This window comes from Brachybacterium sacelli (assembly GCF_017876545.1).
Classification (GTDB): Bacteria; Actinomycetota; Actinomycetes; order Actinomycetales; family Dermabacteraceae; genus Brachybacterium; species Brachybacterium sacelli.
The window spans coordinates 2279191-2298313 of the sequence record NZ_JAGIOD010000001.1 but is presented as its reverse complement, the minus strand read 5'-3'; the positions used below and the strand labels follow the sequence as shown (position 1 = coordinate 2298313).

Here is a 19123-nt window from a genome sequence, read left to right as displayed (position 1 = left end):
GCGCCGCGCGGACGTCGAGGGACGTCGCGGCGGGGTGTCCCCGACGGATCAGCGGCGGCTGATCACCTCTCCGCCCAGCACGATCTGCCGGAGATCGCGCAGCACACGGTGGTCCTGCCGCGGATCCTCGGGGACGACGAGGAGATCCGCCGGGGCACCGTCCTCGAGCCCGGGGACGCCGAGGAAGCGCCGGGGCGCCCAGGCGGCGGCCTCGAGGATCGCGGCGGCGTCGAGCCCGGCGAGAGCCAGCTCGTCGAGCTCGTCGTGGATGATGCCGTGGCCGAGCACTCCTCCGGCATCGGTGCCCACCAGCAGCGGGATCCCGGCGTCGTGGGCGGCGCGGGTGCGCTCGAAGCGGGAGGCCCGCAGCCGACGCATGTGGGCGGCGTAGTCGGGGAACTTGGCCTCGCCCTGGCTCGCGTAGGTCTCGAACTCGTCGACGTTCACCAGCGTGGTGACCACGGGGACGCCGGCGCCGGCGACCCGGCGGATCGTCTCGTCGGTCAGGCCGGTCGCGTGCTCGAGGCAGTCGAAGCCGGCGTCGAGGACGAGCGGGAGCGTCTCCTCGTCGAAGGTGTGCGTGGTGATGCGGGCCCCGGCCGCGTGGGCGGCGTGAGCGGCGGCCGCGAAGTCCGCGCCGGACCAGCAGGGGGTGAGGTCGCCGGCCTCGCGGTCGATCCAGTCGCCGACCAGCTTGACCCAGCCGTCGCCGCGCTGGGCCTCCCGGGTGACGGCGGCGGGAAGGTCCTCGGGCTCGAGCTCGTGGGCGTAGCCGCGCAGGTAGCGGCGGGTACGGGCGAGGTGCCGGCCGCAGCGGACAAGGCGCGGGAGGTCGTGCTGCTGCTGCAACGGGGAGGTGTCGATGATGGAGCCGGCGTCGCGGATCAGCAGCACACCGGTGGCACGGTCGGTCAGCGCCTGCCGGCGGGCCTGTTCGAGGGTGGTGCCCGCGCCGTCGTCGCCGATGCCGAGATGGCAGTGGAGGTCCGCGAGGCCGGGGAGCACGAATCCGTCGAGCTCACGGATCTCGGTCCCGGCGGGCAGCTCAGGCCTCTCGTGGTGCATCCGCCCGCCGACGACCCAGGCCTCGGGGATCTCCTGCTCCGGTCCGAGCAGGATCGGCCCCCTCAGGTGCAGGACGGACGAGGTGGAGCCCTGGGCCGCGCCGTCGTCACGGGTGATCGTCTCGGAGCTCATGACCCGAGCCTAACCTCGGCAGCGCGCCCGCCATCCGCCCGGCTGTGCTGCGATGTCACGGATCGCGATGAGCGGATGGGACATCGTCAGTCCCCGATGGGAGATGACCGGATCCGACGACGGCAGATGCGCGACGAGGAGACCTCCCGAGGTCCTGGCGGCATGTGGGCCCCGGCACTGGAGGGGAGCGCCACCTGCCCAGGTGGGGGCCTTCGGCAGCGGGAACCCGAACAGCTCGGCAGCTGTCTCGTGACTCATGACGGATCCCGGTCTCGCCGTCGTCTGGAGGAACACGGCGAGCTGCTCGAGGGTCACCTGCGCCTCCGCACGTACCCACCTTCCCGGCAGCACACGCCGCATCGCTGACGACGCGCGGTCCCGGCGATGCGTCCCCCGGCGCAGCAGATCGGTACGGCGATACACGGTATCGGTACGCAGGTCACGGGGATGGAGAGCCATAGCCGGATCGTACGAACTCACATGCTCGCAATCACCGGTGCGCACGACGGTGTGGACGGCGCCCCGGTGGGGAGGACGGGTGGTGCGGCGCCTCGTGGCAGAACCCCTAAGCAGCCGCGTCGCAACAGGTACCGGATAGTTGGAACCATTCGCGACGTGATTCCCGCACCATGCGGCCGCCCCCACCCAGCGACGAGAAAGGTACCGGGAAGGCGGCACCATTCGCGACGTGAAGCGACGCGCGTGACGTGGGGCGGCGCGCCTGACGTGAAGCGACGCGCGTGACGCTGCCATGGCGGCACCGCGCCGGGTAGCCCCGGCGCGCAGGCTCACTTCCCGCCGAGGAGCTTCTGCATCTCCGGCGGCAGCTGCTTGGGATCGAAGTCGGCGAGGTCCGGCGTGTCCTGTGCCTTGCCGCCGCCGAAGGCGGAGCCGCCCTGGCTCTGGCCCTCGCCGGCCGCGGCCTTCCGCGCCGCCTCGGCCTGCTCGCGCGCGGCCTTGGCGGGGTTCTTCGAGGACTTGGACTTCTTGCCCTGCTTCGGCGCCTGCTGGCGACCGCGCGACTTCTTGCCCATGCCCATCCCGGGGCCGCCCGGCATGCCCGGCATCCCGCCGCCGCCCATGCCCTGGCCCATGGTCCGCATCATCTGCTGGGCCTGCTTGAAGCGCTCGAGCAGCTGGTTGATCTGCTGGACCGTGGTGCCGGAGCCCTTGGCGATGCGGCCCCGGCGGGAGCCGTTGAGGATCTTGGGGTTGGTGCGCTCCTCGGGCGTCATCGAGCGGATGATCGCCTCGATGCGGCCGATCTCGCCCTCGTCGAAGTTCTCGAGCTGCTCGCGGTACTGGCCCATGTTCGGCAGCATCCCGAGCATCTTCTTGATGTTGCCCATGCCCTTGAGCTGCTGCATCTGGGCGAGGAAGTCCTCGAGGGTGAAGTCCTCGCCGGAGGCGAGCTTCTGCGCCGCCTTCTCGGCTTCCTTCTGGTCGAAGGCCTTCTCGGCCTGCTCGATGAGGGTGAGCACGTCGCCCATGTCGAGGATGCGATTGGCCATGCGGTCCGGGTGGAACCGCTCGAAGTCCTCGAGGCTCTCGCCGGTGGAGGCGAAGAGGATCGGACGCTGGGTGACGCCGGTGATCGACAGCGCGGCGCCGCCGCGGGCGTCGCCGTCGAGCTTGGAGAGCACCACGCCGGTGAAGCCGACGCCGTCGCGGAAGGCCTCGGCGACCCGCGCCGCGTCCTGGCCGATCATCGCGTCGACGACGAACAGGGTCTCGTGAGGATTGACGGCATCGCGGATGTCCCGCGCCTGCTGCATCATCTCCTCGTCGATGCCGAGCCGGCCCGCGGTGTCGACGATGACCACGTCGTGCTGCTGGAACTGCGCGGTGGAGACGCCGTTCATGGCGACCAGCACCGGATTGCCGACGCCGTTGCCGGGCTCGGGGGCGAACACCGGGACGCCGGCGCGTTCGCCGACGATCTGCAGCTGGTTCACGGCGTTGGGGCGCTGGAGGTCCGCGGCGACCAGCAGCGGGGTGTGTCCTTCGGACTTCATCCAGGTCGCGAGCTTGCCGGCGAGGGTGGTCTTGCCGGCACCCTGCAGGCCGGCCAGCATGATGACCGTCGGCGGGTTCTTCGCCCACTGCAGTTCGCCGGTGGCGCCGCCGAGCACCTCGACGAGCTCGTCGTTGACGATCTTGACGACCTGCTGGGCCGGGTTCAGGGCCTTGGAGACCTCTTCGCCCAGCGCGCGCTCTCGCACACGGCCGGTGAAATCGCGCACGACGGAGACGGCGACGTCGGCGTCGAGCAGGGCACGGCGGATCTCGCGGATCGTCTTGTCGACGTCCGCTTCGGTGAGGCGGCCGTGGCCGCGCAGACCCTTGAGCGACGCTGTGATGCGATCGGAGAGATTGTTGAACACGAAGCGCTTCCCCTTGGTCGTATGGACCGCCCCAGTGTAGTGGTCGCCCCCTGGTCCAGCACGCCGAAGCGGGCTCCGGGAGGCGAAGGGCACGCGGTCAGCTCTTCTCGGGCTCGTCCCTCCCGTGGGCGGTCTCCTCGGAGGCGGAATCGTCATGGTCCGCATCACCCTCGCGATCGGAGCCGTCGGGCCGCAGGCGGAGCGTGATCGGCCCGCCGTCGAGGAAGGACGGCTCCGCGCGAGGCTCGACCTGGCTTTCGGCCTGCGCTTCCTGCGCGATCTCGAGGCCCTCGACCTTCTCCTTCTCACCGGGGAAGAGTTCGGGGATCGAGGAGAGCCCTCCGGGCCGCAGCATGTCGCGCCGCCGCTTCTTCGCCATGGGTGTGCCCCTCCTCGGCGCTCCCCCTCACAGGAGCGATGCATCCTGCGACCGTAGCAGCGGCAGCGGTCGGACTCGGCTCCTGCGATATCAGGACGTCATCACGCTCGCCCCGTCCCATGTTCCCGGACACCGAGCGGGCGCGGCGCCGCCGGCTCAGGTCGCGGCGGCGTCCATCAGGGCGCCGACGATCCGGCCCACGGTCGGCGGATCGAGCGCCCGGGCGTGCTGATCGGTCAGGTACAGCACGTCCACGGCGCGCCGACCCAGGGTGATCACGTGGGCGCTGCGCAGCTGGAGGCCGTGCTCGGTGATCACCGCGGCGACGTCCGCCAGCAGGCTGGGACGGTTGCGGGCATTGACCTGGATCACGGTGGCCTCGCGGGAAGCGCCGGGCAGGACCGTGACCACGGGGGTGTCCTCGGTGGTGCGCGGCGGCGGCGCCGGCGGCAGCTCGAGCACCCGGGCGTCGGGGCGGTCCCGGTGGGCGAGCTCCCGGTCCAGCGCGCTGCGCAGCACGGAGGGATGCGGCAGGTCCGACGGCGCGGCCGCGACCCACCACGTGTTCAGGGCGATGCCGTCCCGGGTGAGGACGACCGCGCTGTGCACGTCCAGGCGCAGGCGCACCAGCACCCGGGCCATGGCCGCGAACACGCCGTCGCCGTCGGGGGCTCCCACGCAGATCTGGGAGATGGGCTCGTCCTCGGTGTGCGCCGGATAGATCACCTGGGCGCTGTCGCTGTCGCGCACCGCGGCGAGCACGGCCTCCTGCACCGGGCGCTGCGGGGCCAGCACGATCCGCGGAGCGGGCGCGGTCCCGCTGAGGGCGTCGCGCGCGAGGTCGGTGAGGTGGCCGACGAGATCGGCGCGCCAGGTGGACCAGGCGGCGGGGCCGGCGGCGATCGCATCGGCCTCGGTCAGGGCGCGCAGGAGCTCAAGGGTGTCGGGGTCCTGGTCCACGGCGCGCAGCAGATCCCGCAGGGTCGCGGGGTCGGCGAGGTCCCGTCCGGTGGCCAGACCCACCAGGGTGAGGTGTTCGCGCACCAGGAGCCCGATCGTCAGGACGTCCGCCTCCGCGAAACCGAGATGCCGGGCGGCGTTCTCGGCGAGCGGGGCGCCCTCGGCCGCGTGGTCGCGCCGGTCGGGTCGCTTCCCGAGGTCGTGCAGGAGGGCGGCGACCAGCAGCAGGTCGGGTCTGCTCACGCGGGGCAGGAAGCGCTGGGCCTCGAGCACGGTCTCGACCAGGTGCCGGTCCACGGTGAAGCGATGCACCGCCGAACGCTGGGGACGGTTGCGCACCTCCGCCCATCCCGGGATCCACCGGGCGAAGATGCCGGTGACGTCGAGCGCCTCGTAGACGGCGGCGAAGTGCTCCCCCGCCAGGGCGTCGACGAGCACATCGCGCTGGGCGGGCAACAGTGGTGCGGCCTCGCTCGCGGCCATGCGGGCGAGCGTGGCGTCGGCGAGCGGGAGGCCGGTGGCGGCCGCGTGGCGCACTGCCGCGAGGTCGCGGAGTCGGTCGCGCGAGCTCGGGTCGACCGACACCTCGCCCGAGGCGACGAGCACGCCGTGGGGCAGACGGGTCAGGGCGGGTCGACGCTCGGCGCCGGAGCCCCGGGTGGCGCTGCGGGCGCCGGCGGCCTCGGCGGCGCGGACGGTGCGGTGCAGCTCCCAGGTCACGGCGCGGGACGCCCCGGCGAGCACCGCATGGTGGTCGTCGGCCGTGGCATGGCCGGTCAGGGCCGCCACGGCGTCCTGGTCCGCCCGGCCCAGGCGGGTGCCGGCGGTCCCGGTCACCGCCTGCAGGGCGTCGCGGGCATCGGCCAGCGTGCGGGCGGCGGAGTCGACGATCTCGTGGTCGTGATCGGCCAGCCAGCTCTCGGCGAGGGCACGGATGACGGTGACGTCCCGCAGTCCTCCACGATCGGACTTGAGGTTCGGCTCGGTGGAGTGGGCGAGCGAGCCGTAGCGACGGGAGCGGCCGGTGGCGAGCTCGACCAGGTCCCCGACCCGGCGCCGGGCCTCCCGGCGCCATTGGGCGCGCACGCGCCGGGCCGTGTCCGCGACCAGCTCGGCGTCTCCGGCGACGGGGCGCAAGTCCAGCAGGGAGATCGCCGCCAGCAGATCGTCCCGGGCGACGTCCTCGCACTCGGCCGGGCTGCGCACGGCGTGGTCGAGAGAGGTCCCGGAGTCCCAGATCGGGTACCACAGCGCGCTCGCGAGACGCTGCGACCCCTCCGTGTCGACGGCGTCGGGGTCGAGCAGCAGCACCAGGTCCAGATCGCTGCCCGGTCCGAGGTCGCGTCGGCCCAGCGAGCCGATCGCGGCGAGCGCCGCTCCGGAGGCGGGGGCGTCGGCCGCCTCCCACAGCTCGGTCAGCCAGGCGTCGACGAGGGCTGCCTGGTCGAGGCGGCGTCGGGGTCCGGCCGTGGGGTCCGCGAATCCGTCGTGGAGCACCTGGGTGACCCGACGTGCGGACAGCGGCTCAGAGGGCATCCGCGTCGCGTTCTCCGGTGCGCACCCGCACGACGGTGCCGACGTCCGTGGTCCAGACCTTGCCGTCCCCGATCCGCCCGCTGCGGGAAGTGGCGGCGACGAGCTCGAGGATCGCGGCCTCGTCGGCCTCCTCCGCGAGCACCTCGACCTTGATCTTCGGGATCGTGTCGATGGTGTACTCGGCGCCGCGGTAGACCTCGGTGTGCCCGCCCTGGCGCCCGTACCCGGCGACCTCGGTGATGGTCAGGCCGCTGATCCCGTACTCGCGCAGGGAGTCGGTGACGTCCTGCAGGGCGTGCGGCTGGATGATGGCGGTGATGAGCTTCATCGCGGCTCTCCTGTGGTGACGGGCCGGGTGCCCGCCTCGGTGCTTCGGGCGTCGGACGGGGTCTCGAGGATCGGGGCCGCGTTGCGCGGTTCACTCGCGGCGGAGGCGGTGGAGGCACCTGCGAAGGCGTCGCTCCTCGGGGTGATCGTGCGGTCCCGACGGGCGGACGGGGCCCCGGCCAGATCGTATCCGGCCTCCGCGTGGTGGGTGAGGTCGATGCCGGCGCGCTCGTCGGCCTCGCTGATCCTCCAGCCCATCGTGTACTTCAGCGCCAGGGCGATCACGGCGGTGAGGACACCGGAGAGGATCATCGCCGCGACGGCCACCAGGACCTGGACGATCAGGAGGCTCACCCCGCCGCCGAGCAGCAGACCCCCGTCGGTGGCGAGGAAGCCGATGCCGACCGTGCCGACCAGGCCACCCACGAGGTGGACTCCGACGACGTCGAGGGAGTCGTCGATCCCGAACCGGTACTTCAGGCCGACGGCGAGGGCGCAGGCCGCACCGGCCGCGAGGCCGAGGACGATGGCGGTCAACGGGGAGAGAGCGGCGGCGGCCGGGGTGATGGCGACCAGGCCCGCGACGACGCCGGAGGCCATCCCGAGGGAGGTGACGTGCTGGTCGCGGACTCGTTCGATCACCGCCCAGCCCAGCATCGCCCCGGCGGTGGCGACGGTGGTGTTCACCCAGGCCAGTCCCGCGGTCCCGTCGGCCGTGCCGGCGGACCCGGCGTTGAAGCCGAACCACCCGAACCACAGCAGTGCGGCGCCGAGCATGACCAGCGGCAGGTTGTGCGGCTTCATCGCCTCCTTGCCGTAGCCCTTGCGCGCACCGACCACGAGGGCGAGGACCAGACCGGCGATACCCGCATTGATGTGCACGACGGTGCCGCCGGCGAAGTCGACCGGCTCGGCGATCGCCGCGAAGGGCCCGTCCGCGCCGAGCAGGCCGCCGCCCCAGACCATGTGCGCCAGGGGTGCGTAGACGATGAGGACCCACAGCAGGGAGAAGGCTATCCAGGTGCCGAGCTTGACCCGGTCGGCGATGGCCCCGGAGATCAGGGCGGTGGAGATGATCGCGAAGGTCATCTGGAACCCGGCGGCGACCAGGAAGGGCACGCCGCTGTCGGCGAGGATCGACTGCTCATCGGTGCCGGTGAGTCCGAAATGCTCCAGAGGGTTGCCGAACAGGCCGCCGACGTCGGTGCCGAAGGCGATGGAGTAGCCGGCGACGGTCCAGGCGATCGCGACGACGGCCATGGCGCTGAAGGACATCAGCATCATGTTCAGCACGGTGCGTGCCCGCACCATGCCGCCGTAGAAAAGGGACAGGCCGGGGGTCATCAGCAGCACGAGGGCGGCGCTGATCAGGATCCAGGCGGTCGCCCCCGTGTCGAGGGTGAAGGGCTCCATGGCGTCTCCGAACAGGAAGGGGGCCGACTCCGGCTCGCTCCTGCGATCCGAGGTCCGCACGACCGGGCGGGTCGTGCACCACAGCGTGCGGCCGACGCCCCTGTTCTCCTACGCCACGACGGCGCCGTGATCATTCCGTGACCTGACGTCCCGTCGGATGGACGGCGTCGGTGGCGCGCGCGAGCCCGCCGCCAGGCGTGTTCCGTCAGTCCCCCAGCAGGGCGTCGACGAAGCCGTGGGGGTCGAAGGGGGTGAGGTCGTCCACGCCCTCGCCGAGGCCGACCATCTTGACCGGGACACCGAGCTCGCGCTGGACGTTGACGACGATGCCGCCCTTGGCGGTGCCGTCCAGCTTGGTCAGGACGATGCCGGTGATGTCGACGGCCTCGGAGAACACGCGTGCCTGCTGCATGCCGTTCTGCCCGGTGGTGGCGTCGATGACGAGCAGCACCTCGGCGACCTTGTCGCCGTGCAGGCCCTTCTCCGCGACCCGGCGCACCTTGCCGAGCTCGTCCATCAGGCCCTTCTTGTTCTGCAGGCGGCCGGCGGTGTCGATGATGACCACGTCGACCTCCTGCTCGATGCCCGTGCGCACGGAGTCGAAGGCGACGGCGGCGGGGTCGGCGCCCTCGCGGTCGGAGCGCACGGTGTCGACGCCGACGCGGGACCCCCAGGTGGTCAGCTGCTCGGCGGCGGCGGCGCGGAAGGTGTCGGCCGCACCGAGGACGACGCTGCGCTCGGCGGCGACCAGCACGCGGGCGAGCTTGCCCACGGTGGTGGTCTTGCCGGTGCCGTTGACCCCGACCATCAGGATCACGGAGGGGAGGACGGTGCCGTCGGGGGCGTCGCGGCGGGTGGCGGCGAGGCGACGGTCGAGGGAGGGATCGATGAGGGTCAGCAGCTCCTCGCGGAGCGCTTCGCGGACGGCAGCCGGGTCGTCGGTGCCGAGCACCTGGATGCGCCGGCGGAGGTTCTCCAGCAGCTCGTCGGTCGCATCCGGGCCGAGGTCCGCCATCAGCAGCGTCTCCTCGATCTCGTCCCAGGTCGCCTCGTCGACGCCGCTGCCGCGCGTGAGCAGGCCGAGGATGCCGCGGCCGAGGGCGCCGGAGCGGGAGAGTCGCTCGCGCAGGCGCACCATGCGGTCGCCGGGGGCCTCGGGGGTCTCCAGGGCGGGAGCCCCGGGCTGTTCCGGCTCGGGCTCGACGGCGGGCTCCGCGGGCGCGGGCTGCGCCTCCTCACTCGCCGGGGCAGTGGCCGGCTCCGCGGGCGCCGTGGCGTCGGCCTCCTGCGCGGGGACCTGTTGCGTGGGAGTCTGCTGCGTCGGCTCGACGGCGGGCTCGGTGCTCGGCTCCGTCGGCGCCGCGCTCTCGGCAGGCTGCGAGGAAGGTTTCTCGGGCGGGGCTGCGAGGGTGTCGGCCCAGGTGGGGGCCGCCGGCCGGTCCTTGACAGCGGTCGAGCTCCGCGCCGGGTCGGCGCCGCCGCGCGTCGTGCTGCCAGTGGAATCGGTGGTGTCAGTGGTGTCAGTGGTGTCCTGAGAGGACTTCTTCCCGCCGCGGCTGCGCACATAGGCCCAGGCGCCCGCGCCGATCACGAGAAAAGCGCCGCCGCCTCCGGCGATCACGGCAAGGATGTCATTGGGGTCCACGGGTCACCTCCGGGGTCGGGGAAGCCGACGATGCGGCGCGGCCGTCAGCCAGTCTAGGACGCTCTCCTGCGATGCTCCCGACGGGGTCGGTCCCGGGCAGGGCGGGACGCTCAGCGCCCGGTGCGCGAGCTGTGGCGGCGCGAGCGGGCCGTCTTGCCCTCCTCGTCCTCCCTGTCCGTATCCCTGTCCGTATCGCGCAGGCGCAGGTGCGGCGCCGCGACGAAGACCAGGATGCCGACCGCCACCAGCAGGGCGAGGCCCAGGAAGAGGATGGTGACGAGGGGCAGTGCCATGTCCACATTGTGCACTGGGCAGGTGAGGATACGCTGTATCCGGTACTGCGGCGCGCCTCACGCCCCGGGGAGGGGCCGGGAGCCCCGCGGAGCTCAGCCGAGTTCGGGGAACCAGATGTCGATCTCGCGGGCCGCCGACTCCTCGGAGTCTGAGCCGTGCACGAGGTTCTGGATGACCGGGAGGTCCTTCTCGCAGGCGAGGTCACCGCGGATGGTGCCGGGGGCGGCCTCGGTAGGGTTGGTGGCGCCTGCGAGCGAGCGGAAGCCGCCGATCACGTTCACGCCTTCGGCGACGAGCGCGACCAGCGGCCCGGCGCCCATGTACTCGACGAGGCCGGAGTAGAAGGGCCGGCCCTCGTGCTCGGCGTAGTGCGCGGCGAGCTCCTCGGCGTCGGCGGTGCGCTGGGCCAGGGCGACGATGTCGTACCCCTTGGCCTCGAGACGGCGGATGATCTCCCCGCGCAGGCCGCGCTGGACGGCGTCGGGCTTGAGCAGGACGAGGGTGCGCTGTGCGGTCATGGCACCAGGGTACCCATGACCTGCGGCAGGTCCGAACCGGGATGATCCTGCCGTGCGGTCTCAGGACTCCGTGCTCGGGTCCTCACCGCGTGCCGCCCGCACCCGGGCGTCCACCGTGTCCTTCTCCCGGTCCAGCTGGTGGCCCTTGAAGGCCCCGTAGACGAACAGCGCCGCGAAGGCGATCCCGACCACCCACATCGCGCCGACCCGCAGACCGAGCAAGATGGTGGGGACCTGCAGGGCGATCCCGACCCAGTACGGCCAGGCCCCGCGGCGCAGCATCCCGGAGCATGCCACCAGGGCGAGCGCGGTGAGGATCCCCCAGACCCAGGTGCTGACCCGGGCATCGGGAGCGAGCTGATGGGCCACCAGCACCGCGAAGAACACGACGAAGGCCTCGATGACGAGGGTGGTCGCGGAGAACATCCGCTGGGCCCCGTGGGGGCGCGGGGACGGAGTCAGGTCCGGCGCCATGATCAGTCCTCCCGCGGCACGCCGAGCAGGTCCCGCACCTCGGCGGCGAGCGTTACGGAGCCGGCCACGACCACCCCGCCGAACTGGTCGCCCTCGGTCTCGGAGAGGTCGACGGCGACCTGGATCGCATCGGGCAGGCTGCCCTGCTCGAGCACCCGGTCCTCGTCCTCGAAGACATCGCGGGCGAGATCGGCGAGGACGTCGGTCGGGATCGCACGGGGTGAGGAGGACTGGGTGATCACGACGTGGTCCAGCAGCGGCTCGAGGACCGAGAGGATATCCTCGGCATCCTTCTCCTGGAGGATGCCGACGAGGCCGACGGTGCGGGTGAAGCGGAAGTTCTCGCGGACGGTCCCGACCAGCGCCATGGCTCCGGCAGGATTGTGAGCGGCATCCAGCAGGATGGTCGGCGACTGCCGGACCACCTCCGCGCGTCCCGGGGAGGTGATCGAGGCCAGGGCCGCGCCCAGCATCTCCCCGTCCAGCACGGTGCCCCCGTCACCGAGCAGCGCCTCGGCGGCCGCGACGGCGAGCAGGGCATTGCGCGCCTGATGCTCTCCCAGCAGCGAGAGGAAGACCTCCTCGTACCGTCCGGCGATCCCCTGGAGGGTCAGCATCTGGCCGCCGACGCCGGGAGTGCGGGCGAGCACGCCGATCTGCTGGTCCTCGACCGCGGCCTCGGCGCCGAGCTCGGTGATGCGTTGGCGTAGCACGTCGGCCGCGTCCTCGTACGGCTGGGAGGCGATGACCGCCGTGGCCTCGGCGGTGAGGATCCCGGCCTTCTCCCCCGCGATCTGCGCGATCGTGTCGCCCAGGTAGTCCTGGTGGTCCATCGAGATGGGGGTGACCACGGTGACGTCGGGCGCGGCGACGCCGGTGGCGTCCCAGGTGCCCCCGAGTCCGGTCTCGACCACCGCGATGTCGACCGGGGCGGAGGCGAAGGCCTGGAAGGACATCGCCGTGAGGTACTCGAAGTAGGTCAGGGGCACTCCGCCGGCGGCCTCGGACTCGGCGTCGACGATCGCGGCGAACGGTTCGACGTCCCGGTAGGCCTGGAGGAACCCCTCCTCGTCGATGGGGACACCGTCGATCGCGATCCGCTCGACCGGCGAGTGCAGGTGCGGGCTGGTGGTGCGGCCCGTGCGCAGACCGGCCTCGCGCAGGATCCGTTCGAGGATCCGGGCCGTGGTGGTCTTGCCGTTGGTGCCCGCGATGCGGATGGATCGGTAGGCGCGCTGCGGATCGCCCATCAGCTCCATCACTCGCGTGATGCGCGAGAGGTCCGGCTCGATCCGGTTCTCCGGTGCCCGCTCGAGCAGCGCGGCGTACACCTCTCGCAGCTCGGGAGACAGGGCCGGACGGGACGCGCCCGGGCGGGGAGAACTCAGCACGACGGCTCCTGGGGTGCATGGGGGCGGGCGGGGCGCTGATCAGTGTACGAGGGGCCGCTGGGCGAACGTTCCTCCCCAGGCGGTGATCATCCACATGGGGAGTTGTCCCCATGGGCCGATGACCTCCGCACTCATAGTCTCGGGAACATCACCTGCGCCGGCGGAGCCGGCCCGAGCACGCGAGGAGGACGGTCATGTCGCTGCTGGCCGCGAGCGTGGAGCAGGCGGCCCGCCGGGTCGTCGCGTCCACCCCGCTCCAGGACTGGAACCCGGTGTACCGGGCGCTGGTCCCCGATCCGGCTCACCTCGGTGCCGGAGTGGAGGAGATCGACGCCGACCCCGGCTCCGAGGAGATCCTCCGCCACCAGTTCTCCGCCCGTGCCCTCCTGGTCGCAGCCGTGAGCGAGACGTCCTCGACCGGGCGCCTGCGTCTCGGGCTGCACCCCGCGGGGACGACGGTCGAGTTCTCCCGGGACGACGCCCCGTCGACCTGGTCCGCCGTTTCTGCGGAGCGAGTGCCGACGCTGGTCGAGGAGCTGCTCGCCCCCGCCGGATACACGAGCGCCCCGCCGCGACTGAGCGTGCGGCAGGACGACGAGGGCCTGCGGCTCACGTCGGCGCAGATCGAACAGGTCCGTCAGGAGCTCGCCCGCGGCACCGCCGCGGCAGATGCCTTCGCCGTCGCGGACGATCTGGACCCGCGCCTGCTCGAGGCGTTCACGACGCAGGGGCCGCGGGTCGCGGTGTCCCTGACCCTGCACGACCCCTCGGGGGAGGTCGCGGAAGACCCGGAGACCTGGTCCCGGCTGTGGGTGCGCGGGGGCCGGGGGCTCTACCGCATGGACGGCACGGAAGCGGCCCTCGTCGCCGTCCACCCGGTCGAGGACGGGGACGTGCTGGGTACCGTGCTGCCGATCCTCGAAGAGTGTCTGCGCTTCGCGGCCGCGTGCTCCACCCGGGACGGCTCGCGATGAGCTCCTGGCAGGGGATGGACACGGAGGCGGTGCGGGCGCACGGCGAGCGGCTGCGCACCGTCTCCGGCGACGTCGACGGGCTGCGGGACCGACTCGACGCCTCGGTGCAGGGCGCCGGGTGGACGGGCCCGGACGCGGAGGCCTTCCGCATGCGATGGAACGACTTGGCCGCCTCCACGATCGCCTCGCTGTGTACGCAGCTGCTCGACGTCGGAGCGCACGGGATCGCCGAGGCCGACGAGCAGGACGCGGCCTCCGCGCAGGACGGCGGGCCGGCCCCGAGGAGCGGCGACCGCCACGACGAGGATCCCTGGCTCCCCGTCTGGCTCGAGGGGCACGTGGGCGGGGCCGCGTCCGACCTCGCCGGCCGGGCCTCCGACACCATCGGCTGGGGGTTCGAGACCGGAATCGACCTGCTCGAGGGCGGGCTGGACACCCTCGGGGTGAACACCGAAGGGATCGCGCAGTTCCAGCGCGACGCGGACCATCTCGGCGGGGTGCTCGAGGACTGGGCCACCGGCGAGCGCGTCCCGACCTTCGCCGAGCTCGGTGCCGCCGCGCTGCTGACGGCCGGCTCGGCGGGGGTCGGCGTGTACGAGGCGGTCTCCGGCGAGGACACCGCGCTCCTCGATGACCGCCCCGGGGGCATCGTCCAGGGGGTTCAGACCGTGGAAGGCCCGTCCTCCTCCCCTCAGGACCTGCAGGATCTGATCGCCCGGAACGACGGACTGCGGCGGGACAATCCGGGCCAGACCCCTCTGGAGGCCGGCACCATCGGTATCCAGGAGGTCCGCGGCGCCCACGGCGGGGACCCCGCCTACATCGTGCAGGTCCCTCCCACCGAGGGCGCGGCCGTAACCGAGGTGCCCGAGGCCTACGGGGGCCAGGGCAATTCCCGTGACTGGGGCTCGAACCTGCGCCTGGTGGCCGGGCAGCATCCGGCGGCGATGGACGACGTGCGTGCGGCCCTGGAGGCCGCGGACGTCCCTGCCGGGGCGGACGTCCTGCTCGTCGGCCACAGCCAGGGCGGGATCGTGGGGAACCACCTCGCCGCGGATCCGAGCTTCAACAGCTCCTCCGGGGAGCCCGGAACCTACAACGTCACCCATGCGTTCTCGGTCGGCTCTCCCGTACAGACCGTCGTCCCGGCGCAGGACTCGACCCAGTCCGTGAACGTCAACCACGAGGCCGGCATCGGGACCCGCGGCTTCAGCGGCGACCTCATCGCCGCGACGGATCTCGACGGCGCACAGCCCGGCGGGACGCATCTGAGCGCCCCCAATCGCCACGAGGTGACGCTGGATCCCTATCCCGTCACCGGGGTCGATCCCGTCCCGGTGCTCGAGGCCAACCACGACTCCATGGGGCCGGGCCATGACCCCGCCGGCGGCTACTCCGGATCCGTCGCCCGTGCGACGGCGAGCGATCCCACGCTGTCGACCCTGCAGAACGACCTGACCGGGGTGTATCTCGGGGACGGCACGTACGTCTCCCGGTCACAGGTGGTGACCGTCGGGCGCGGCGAGCCCTGAATCCGCACGAGCCCCAACCCGCACGGGCCCAGGAGCCCGAGGGCCCCTACTCGGCGAAGTCCGAGAGGAGCACCGCATCGAGCCGTCCCGCGGACTGCTCGAGGTCCGGTCGCAGATCCCAGATGCCGTACTCCTCGCCGTCCGAGCTCAGTGCGGTGATCGCCCCCACCACGCGTGACCCTTCGCTGTCCGCATCTGCCTGGGCATAGGCGGCATCGACCAGAGCGGTCATCACCTCACCGAAGATCTCCAGCACCTGCTCGCGCCGGGCGGCGGAGATCTCGACCCGGCCTCGGATCGCCCGCTGGAACTCCGCCCCCGTGACCGTCTCGAGCGCCGAGGAGGTGACGCCGTCGACGTTCCCGGCGGCCTCGTTCAGCGCCTCGTCCAGTGTCCTCCCTCGCAGGCCGCAGCCGCTGAGCACGGAGGCGCCCAGGGCGAGGCCCGCAGCGAGCACAGGTCGCCGTCCCATCATCGTCCCGTCCCTTCCCGACGCGGGTCACGTCTCTCGCCGTCGTGCGCCCGCGTCTCGAGGCAAGCATCCCATCACGGGGCCTGTTCAGGCCTTCGCCACCGACACCGTCACCGCCCCGCCGGAGACCTTCTCGCGCGCCGCGTGCGCGCCCTCGGCGGGTGCGGCGGGCACGGCCAGCTCCACGGCCAGCACCTCTCCGGCGACCAGCTCGCGGTGCGCGGCGACCGCCGCCACGACCAGCTCGTCGCCGTCCACGCTCAGGCGGACCCGGTCCGAGACGTCGAGTCCGGCCTCGCGGCGGGCGGCCTGGATGGCGCGCACGACGTCGCGGGCCGTTCCCTCGGCCTCGAGCTCGGGGCCGACGCGGGTGTCCAGTGCCAGGAAGTCGCCGCCGCGCAGCACGCCCACGGCCCGCCCTTCCATCGCCGCGGACTCCCCCGCCACCAGGTCCAGCGAGTACTCCCCCGCAGCGAGCTCGATGCCACCGGCGGTGACGGCTCCGTCCTCGTCCACCGTCCAGTCGCCGGACTTCGCGCCCTTGATGACGGCCTGGACCTGCTTGCCCAGGCGAGGGCCGGCGGCGCGCGCGTTGACGGTGAGCCGCTGCTCGACGCCCATGCCCTGGGCTTCCGGGCTCGCCACGTCCAGCAGACGCACGGCCTTGACGTTGAGCTCATCGGCGACGAGCGCGGTGAAGGCCTCCAACGAGCGCGGATCGTGGTGGACCACGGTGAGCTCCGCCAGGGGCAGCCGGGCCCGCAGCTGCTCCTTCTTGCGCAGGGAGTTGCCCACGCTCGCGATGGCGCGGACGTCGTCCATCTGCGCGACCAGCGCTGCGTCCTGCGGGAACCGGGCGTCGTCGGGCCAGTCGGTCAGATGCACGGAGCGTCCGCCGGTCAGCTGCCGGAAGATCTCCTCGGTGACCATGGGCAGCAGCGGTGCCGTGACCCGGCACAGGGTCTCGAGGCAGGTCGAGAGCACGTCGATGGCCTGCGTATCGCCCTCCCAGAAGCGGTCGCGGGAGCGTCGCACGTACCAGTTGGTGAGCATGTCGAGGTAGTCCTGGATCAGCTCGGCGGCATCGGCGATCGCCAGGGCGGTCATCCGTTCGCGCACCGCGCGCACCAGGTCACCCGTGCGGGCCAGCAGGTAGCGGTCCATGACGTCGTCGGACTCGTAACGGGGGCGGCCCCGGTATCCGGCCGGGCGACCGTCGGTGTCCTTCTCCCCCGCGGCGTTCGCGTACAGGCCCAGGAAGTACCAGACGTTCCACAGCGGCAGCACCACGTGGCGGGTGGCGTCACGGATCTTCGGCTCGTCGACCACGAGGTTGCCTCCGCGCAGGATCGGCGAACTCATGAGGAACCAGCGCATCGCGTCGGCCCCGTAGGTGTCGAACATCTCGCGCACGTCGGGATAGTTGCGCAGCGACTTGGACATCTTCTGCCCGTCCTCGCCGAGCACGATGCCGTGGCAGATCACCGAGGTGAACGCAGGCCGGTCGAACAGCGCGGTGGACAGCACGTGCATCACGTAGAACCATCCACGGGTCTGTCCGATGTACTCGACGATGAAGTCCGCCGGATTGTGGGACTCGAACCATTCGGTGTTCTCGAACGGGTAGTGCACCTGGGCGAACGGCATCGAGCCGGAGTCGAACCAGACGTCGAACACCTCGGGGATGCGGCGCATGGTCGAGGCCCCGGTGGGATCGTCGGGGTTCGGCCGGGTGAGCTCGTCGATGTAGGGGCGGTGGAGGTTGGCCTCGCCGTGCTCGTCGCGCGGGAGGGTCCCGAAGGCCTCCTCGAGCTCCGCGAGCGAGCCGTACACCTCGACCCGGGGGTGGTTCGGATCATCGCTCTTCCACACCGGGATCGGCGAGCCCCAGTAACGGTTGCGGGAGATCGCCCAGTCGCGGGCACCCTCGAGCCAGCGCCCGAACTGGCCGTCCTTGACGTTCCCGGGCACCCAGTCGATCTGCTCGTTCAGCGCGAGCATGCGCTGACGCTGATCGGCGACCTTCACGTACCAGGAGCTCACGGCCTTGTAGATCAGCGGGTTCCGGCAGCGCCAGCAGTGCGGGTAGGAGTGCACGTAGCTGGCCTCGCGCACGAGCCGGCCGCTGCGCTGGAGATTGCGGATCAGCGGACGGTTCGCCTCGAACACCTGCACCCCGGCGATCTCGTCGAGGTCGGTGCCGGCGAAGTAGTCCAGGAACTGCGCGCCGTCGTCGACGGAGACGATCACCGGGATCCCGTACTCGGCATTGACCTGCTGGTCGATCTCGCCGTAGGCGGTGGCCTGGTGGACCACGCCGGTGCCGTCGTCGGTCGAGACGTAATCGGCGACCGTCACGATCCACGCGTTCTGGGTGCCCCACTTCTCGCGGTCCTCGGAGTAGACCGTCCACAGCGGCTGGTAGGCGACGTGCTCGAGCTCGCGCCCGGCGAAGACGCGCTCCTCGACCGTGGCGAGGACGGCCTCGGCGCTCTCGTAGCCGAGCTCCTTGGCATAGGAGCCGATCAGGGCCGTCGCCATCAGGTACCGCCCCTCTCCTGCGGCGGTGCCGTCGGCCGCGCCGAGCGGTCCGGCCGGCACGACCGCGTACTCGAGCTCGGGGCCGACGGCGAGGGAGAAGTTCGTGGGCAGCGTCCACGGGGTGGTGGTCCAGGCGAGGGCCTTCACGCCCTCCAGCCCCAACTGCTCGGCCTTCTCCCCGGTGAAGGGGAAGGTCACGGTGACGGTCTGGTCCTGACGCTCCTGGTAGACGTCGTCGTCCATGCGCAGCTCGTGCGCGGACAGCGGCGTCTGGTCCTTCCAGCAGTAGGGCAGCACGTAATAGCCCTCGTAGGCCCGCCCCTTGTCGTACAGCGTCTTGAAGGCCCACAGCACGGACTCCATGAAGGTGACGTCGAGGGTCTTGTAATCGTTCTCGAAATCGACCCAGCGGGCCTGGCGGGTGACGTAGTCCTCCCACTCCTTGGTGTACTTCAGCACCGAGTTGCGGGCGGCGTTGTTGAAGGCCTGGAGTCCCATCTCCTCGATCTCCGACTTCTCGGTCATGCCGAGCTCCCGCATCGCCTCGAGCTCGGCGGGCAGGCCGTGGGTGTCCCAGCCGAACCGGCGGTCGACCTTGTTCCCGCACATCGTGCGGAAGCGCGGGATGACGTCCTTGACGAAGCCGGTGAGCAGGTGCCCGTAGTGCGGCAGCCCGTTGGCGAAGGGCGGCCCGTCGTAGAACACGAACTCCTCGGCGCCCTCGCGCTGCGCGATCGAGGCGCGGAAGGTGTCGTCGGTCCGCCAGAACTCCTGGACGGCGTTCTCGAGCGCGGGCAGGTTCGGCGAGGGGACGAGCGGGTCTCCGCTGACCGGGTAGACCATGGGGAGGGACCTCCGAGGGACGGGCGTCGGCACTGCTGCCCGAGGACGTCCGCCGGCACGGGCCGGCGACGCGGTACCACCTCGGTTGACCGCGCTCCCGCTGGCGGGTGCGCCGTCCCCTCGATCCTCAGCTGTGACGGGCTGGTCCCGGCGGGTTCTACTTACGTCCCGCGCCCTCGAGAGGGCGGAGGCGGTTCTTCCCGCGGCTCGCCGGTGATGGCCGGGTCGATGCCGTTGGCGGTC

General features: G+C 71.9%; 15 protein-coding genes. 2 read left to right on the top strand and 13 right to left on the bottom strand.

Annotation, left to right across the window (positions count from 1 at the left end; translation table 11 throughout):
• Positions 1-48: 48 nt before the first annotated feature.
• From JOF43_RS10315 to JOF43_RS10265, 11 genes are all read right to left on the bottom strand, one after another.
• Positions 49-1197 carry an amidohydrolase family protein gene (locus JOF43_RS10315; protein WP_209901749.1) on the bottom strand — a complete coding sequence of 383 codons (1149 nt, stop codon included), beginning with the start codon at positions 1195-1197 and terminating at the stop codon, positions 49-51.
• Positions 1198-1985: 788 nt separating this feature from the next.
• Positions 1986-3581, bottom strand: coding sequence for a signal recognition particle protein (gene ffh, locus JOF43_RS10310; protein WP_209901747.1), 1596 nt, complete (start codon positions 3579-3581; stop codon positions 1986-1988).
• A gap of 97 nt (positions 3582-3678) precedes the next feature.
• Positions 3679-3960 (bottom strand): hypothetical protein, encoded by a 282-nt coding sequence (locus JOF43_RS10305; RefSeq protein ID WP_209901745.1) that lies wholly within the window; start codon positions 3958-3960, stop codon positions 3679-3681.
• 156 nt (positions 3961-4116) lie between these two features.
• Positions 4117-6456, bottom strand: coding sequence for an HD domain-containing protein (locus tag JOF43_RS10300; protein WP_209901743.1), 2340 nt, complete (start codon positions 6454-6456; stop codon positions 4117-4119).
• A complete protein-coding gene (locus JOF43_RS10295) occupies positions 6446-6784 on the bottom strand; it encodes a P-II family nitrogen regulator (protein WP_209901741.1) in 339 nt (112 codons plus the stop codon). The genes JOF43_RS10300 and JOF43_RS10295 overlap by 11 nt, the downstream gene beginning before the upstream one ends.
• Positions 6781-8196, bottom strand: coding sequence for an ammonium transporter (locus JOF43_RS10290; protein WP_209901739.1), 1416 nt, complete (start codon positions 8194-8196; stop codon positions 6781-6783). Before JOF43_RS10290 ends, JOF43_RS10295 begins: the two co-directional genes overlap by 4 nt.
• A 205-nt stretch (positions 8197-8401) precedes the next feature.
• On the bottom strand, positions 8402-9841 hold the full coding sequence (gene ftsY, locus JOF43_RS10285) for a signal recognition particle-docking protein FtsY (RefSeq protein ID WP_209901737.1): 1440 nt from the start codon (positions 9839-9841) through the stop codon (positions 8402-8404).
• A gap of 110 nt (positions 9842-9951) precedes the next feature.
• Complete coding sequence (locus JOF43_RS10280; RefSeq protein WP_209901736.1) at positions 9952-10134, bottom strand: hypothetical protein; 183 nt, start codon at positions 10132-10134, stop codon at positions 9952-9954.
• Positions 10135-10227: 93 nt separating this feature from the next.
• On the bottom strand, positions 10228-10653 hold the full coding sequence (ndk, locus tag JOF43_RS10275; protein ID WP_209901734.1) for a nucleoside-diphosphate kinase: 426 nt from the start codon (positions 10651-10653) through the stop codon (positions 10228-10230).
• A 60-nt stretch (positions 10654-10713) separates the two neighbouring features.
• Positions 10714-11127 (bottom strand): DUF4233 domain-containing protein, encoded by a 414-nt coding sequence (locus JOF43_RS10270; protein ID WP_209901732.1) that lies wholly within the window; start codon positions 11125-11127, stop codon positions 10714-10716.
• A gap of 2 nt (positions 11128-11129) precedes the next feature.
• Complete coding sequence (locus JOF43_RS10265; RefSeq protein ID WP_342592140.1) at positions 11130-12518, bottom strand: bifunctional folylpolyglutamate synthase/dihydrofolate synthase; 1389 nt, start codon at positions 12516-12518, stop codon at positions 11130-11132.
• A 194-nt stretch (positions 12519-12712) separates the two neighbouring features.
• Here JOF43_RS10265 and JOF43_RS10260 point away from each other — a divergent pair, with 194 nt between their 5' ends.
• Positions 12713-13492, top strand: a complete 780-nt coding sequence (locus tag JOF43_RS10260; protein WP_209901729.1) for a hypothetical protein — start codon at positions 12713-12715, stop codon at positions 13490-13492.
• On the top strand, positions 13444-15024 hold the full coding sequence (locus JOF43_RS10255) for a WXG100 family type VII secretion target (protein ID WP_342592139.1): 1581 nt from the start codon (positions 13444-13446) through the stop codon (positions 15022-15024). The genes JOF43_RS10260 and JOF43_RS10255 overlap by 49 nt, the downstream gene beginning before the upstream one ends.
• A 46-nt stretch (positions 15025-15070) precedes the next feature.
• Here the strand turns inward: JOF43_RS10255 and JOF43_RS10250 are convergent, their stop codons facing one another.
• Both JOF43_RS10250 and ileS read right to left on the bottom strand, forming a co-directional pair.
• Positions 15071-15499 (bottom strand): hypothetical protein, encoded by a 429-nt coding sequence (locus JOF43_RS10250; protein ID WP_209901727.1) that lies wholly within the window; start codon positions 15497-15499, stop codon positions 15071-15073.
• Between the two features lie 84 nt (positions 15500-15583).
• Positions 15584-18880, bottom strand: coding sequence for an isoleucine--tRNA ligase (gene ileS / locus JOF43_RS10245; protein ID WP_209901725.1), 3297 nt, complete (start codon positions 18878-18880; stop codon positions 15584-15586).
• Between the last annotated feature and the right edge of the window lie 243 nt (positions 18881-19123).

Coding starts and splice junctions, on each gene's coding strand:
- JOF43_RS10315 (WP_209901749.1), bottom strand. CDS start 1,197: ATGAGCTCCGAGACGATCACCCGTGACGACGGCGCGGCCCAGGGCTCC.
- JOF43_RS10305 (WP_209901745.1), bottom strand. CDS start 3,960: ATGGCGAAGAAGCGGCGGCGCGACATGCTGCGGCCCGGAGGGCTCTCC.
- JOF43_RS10300 (WP_209901743.1), bottom strand. CDS start 6,456: ATGCCCTCTGAGCCGCTGTCCGCACGTCGGGTCACCCAGGTGCTCCAC.
- JOF43_RS10295 (WP_209901741.1), bottom strand. CDS start 6,784: ATGAAGCTCATCACCGCCATCATCCAGCCGCACGCCCTGCAGGACGTC.
- JOF43_RS10290 (WP_209901739.1), bottom strand. CDS start 8,196: ATGGAGCCCTTCACCCTCGACACGGGGGCGACCGCCTGGATCCTGATC.
- JOF43_RS10280 (WP_209901736.1), bottom strand. CDS start 10,134: ATGGCACTGCCCCTCGTCACCATCCTCTTCCTGGGCCTCGCCCTGCTG.
- ndk (WP_209901734.1), bottom strand. CDS start 10,653: ATGACCGCACAGCGCACCCTCGTCCTGCTCAAGCCCGACGCCGTCCAG.
- JOF43_RS10270 (WP_209901732.1), bottom strand. CDS start 11,127: ATGGCGCCGGACCTGACTCCGTCCCCGCGCCCCCACGGGGCCCAGCGG.
- JOF43_RS10260 (WP_209901729.1), top strand. CDS start 12,713: ATGTCGCTGCTGGCCGCGAGCGTGGAGCAGGCGGCCCGCCGGGTCGTC.
- JOF43_RS10250 (WP_209901727.1), bottom strand. CDS start 15,499: ATGATGGGACGGCGACCTGTGCTCGCTGCGGGCCTCGCCCTGGGCGCC.
- ileS (WP_209901725.1), bottom strand. CDS start 18,880: ATGGTCTACCCGGTCAGCGGAGACCCGCTCGTCCCCTCGCCGAACCTG.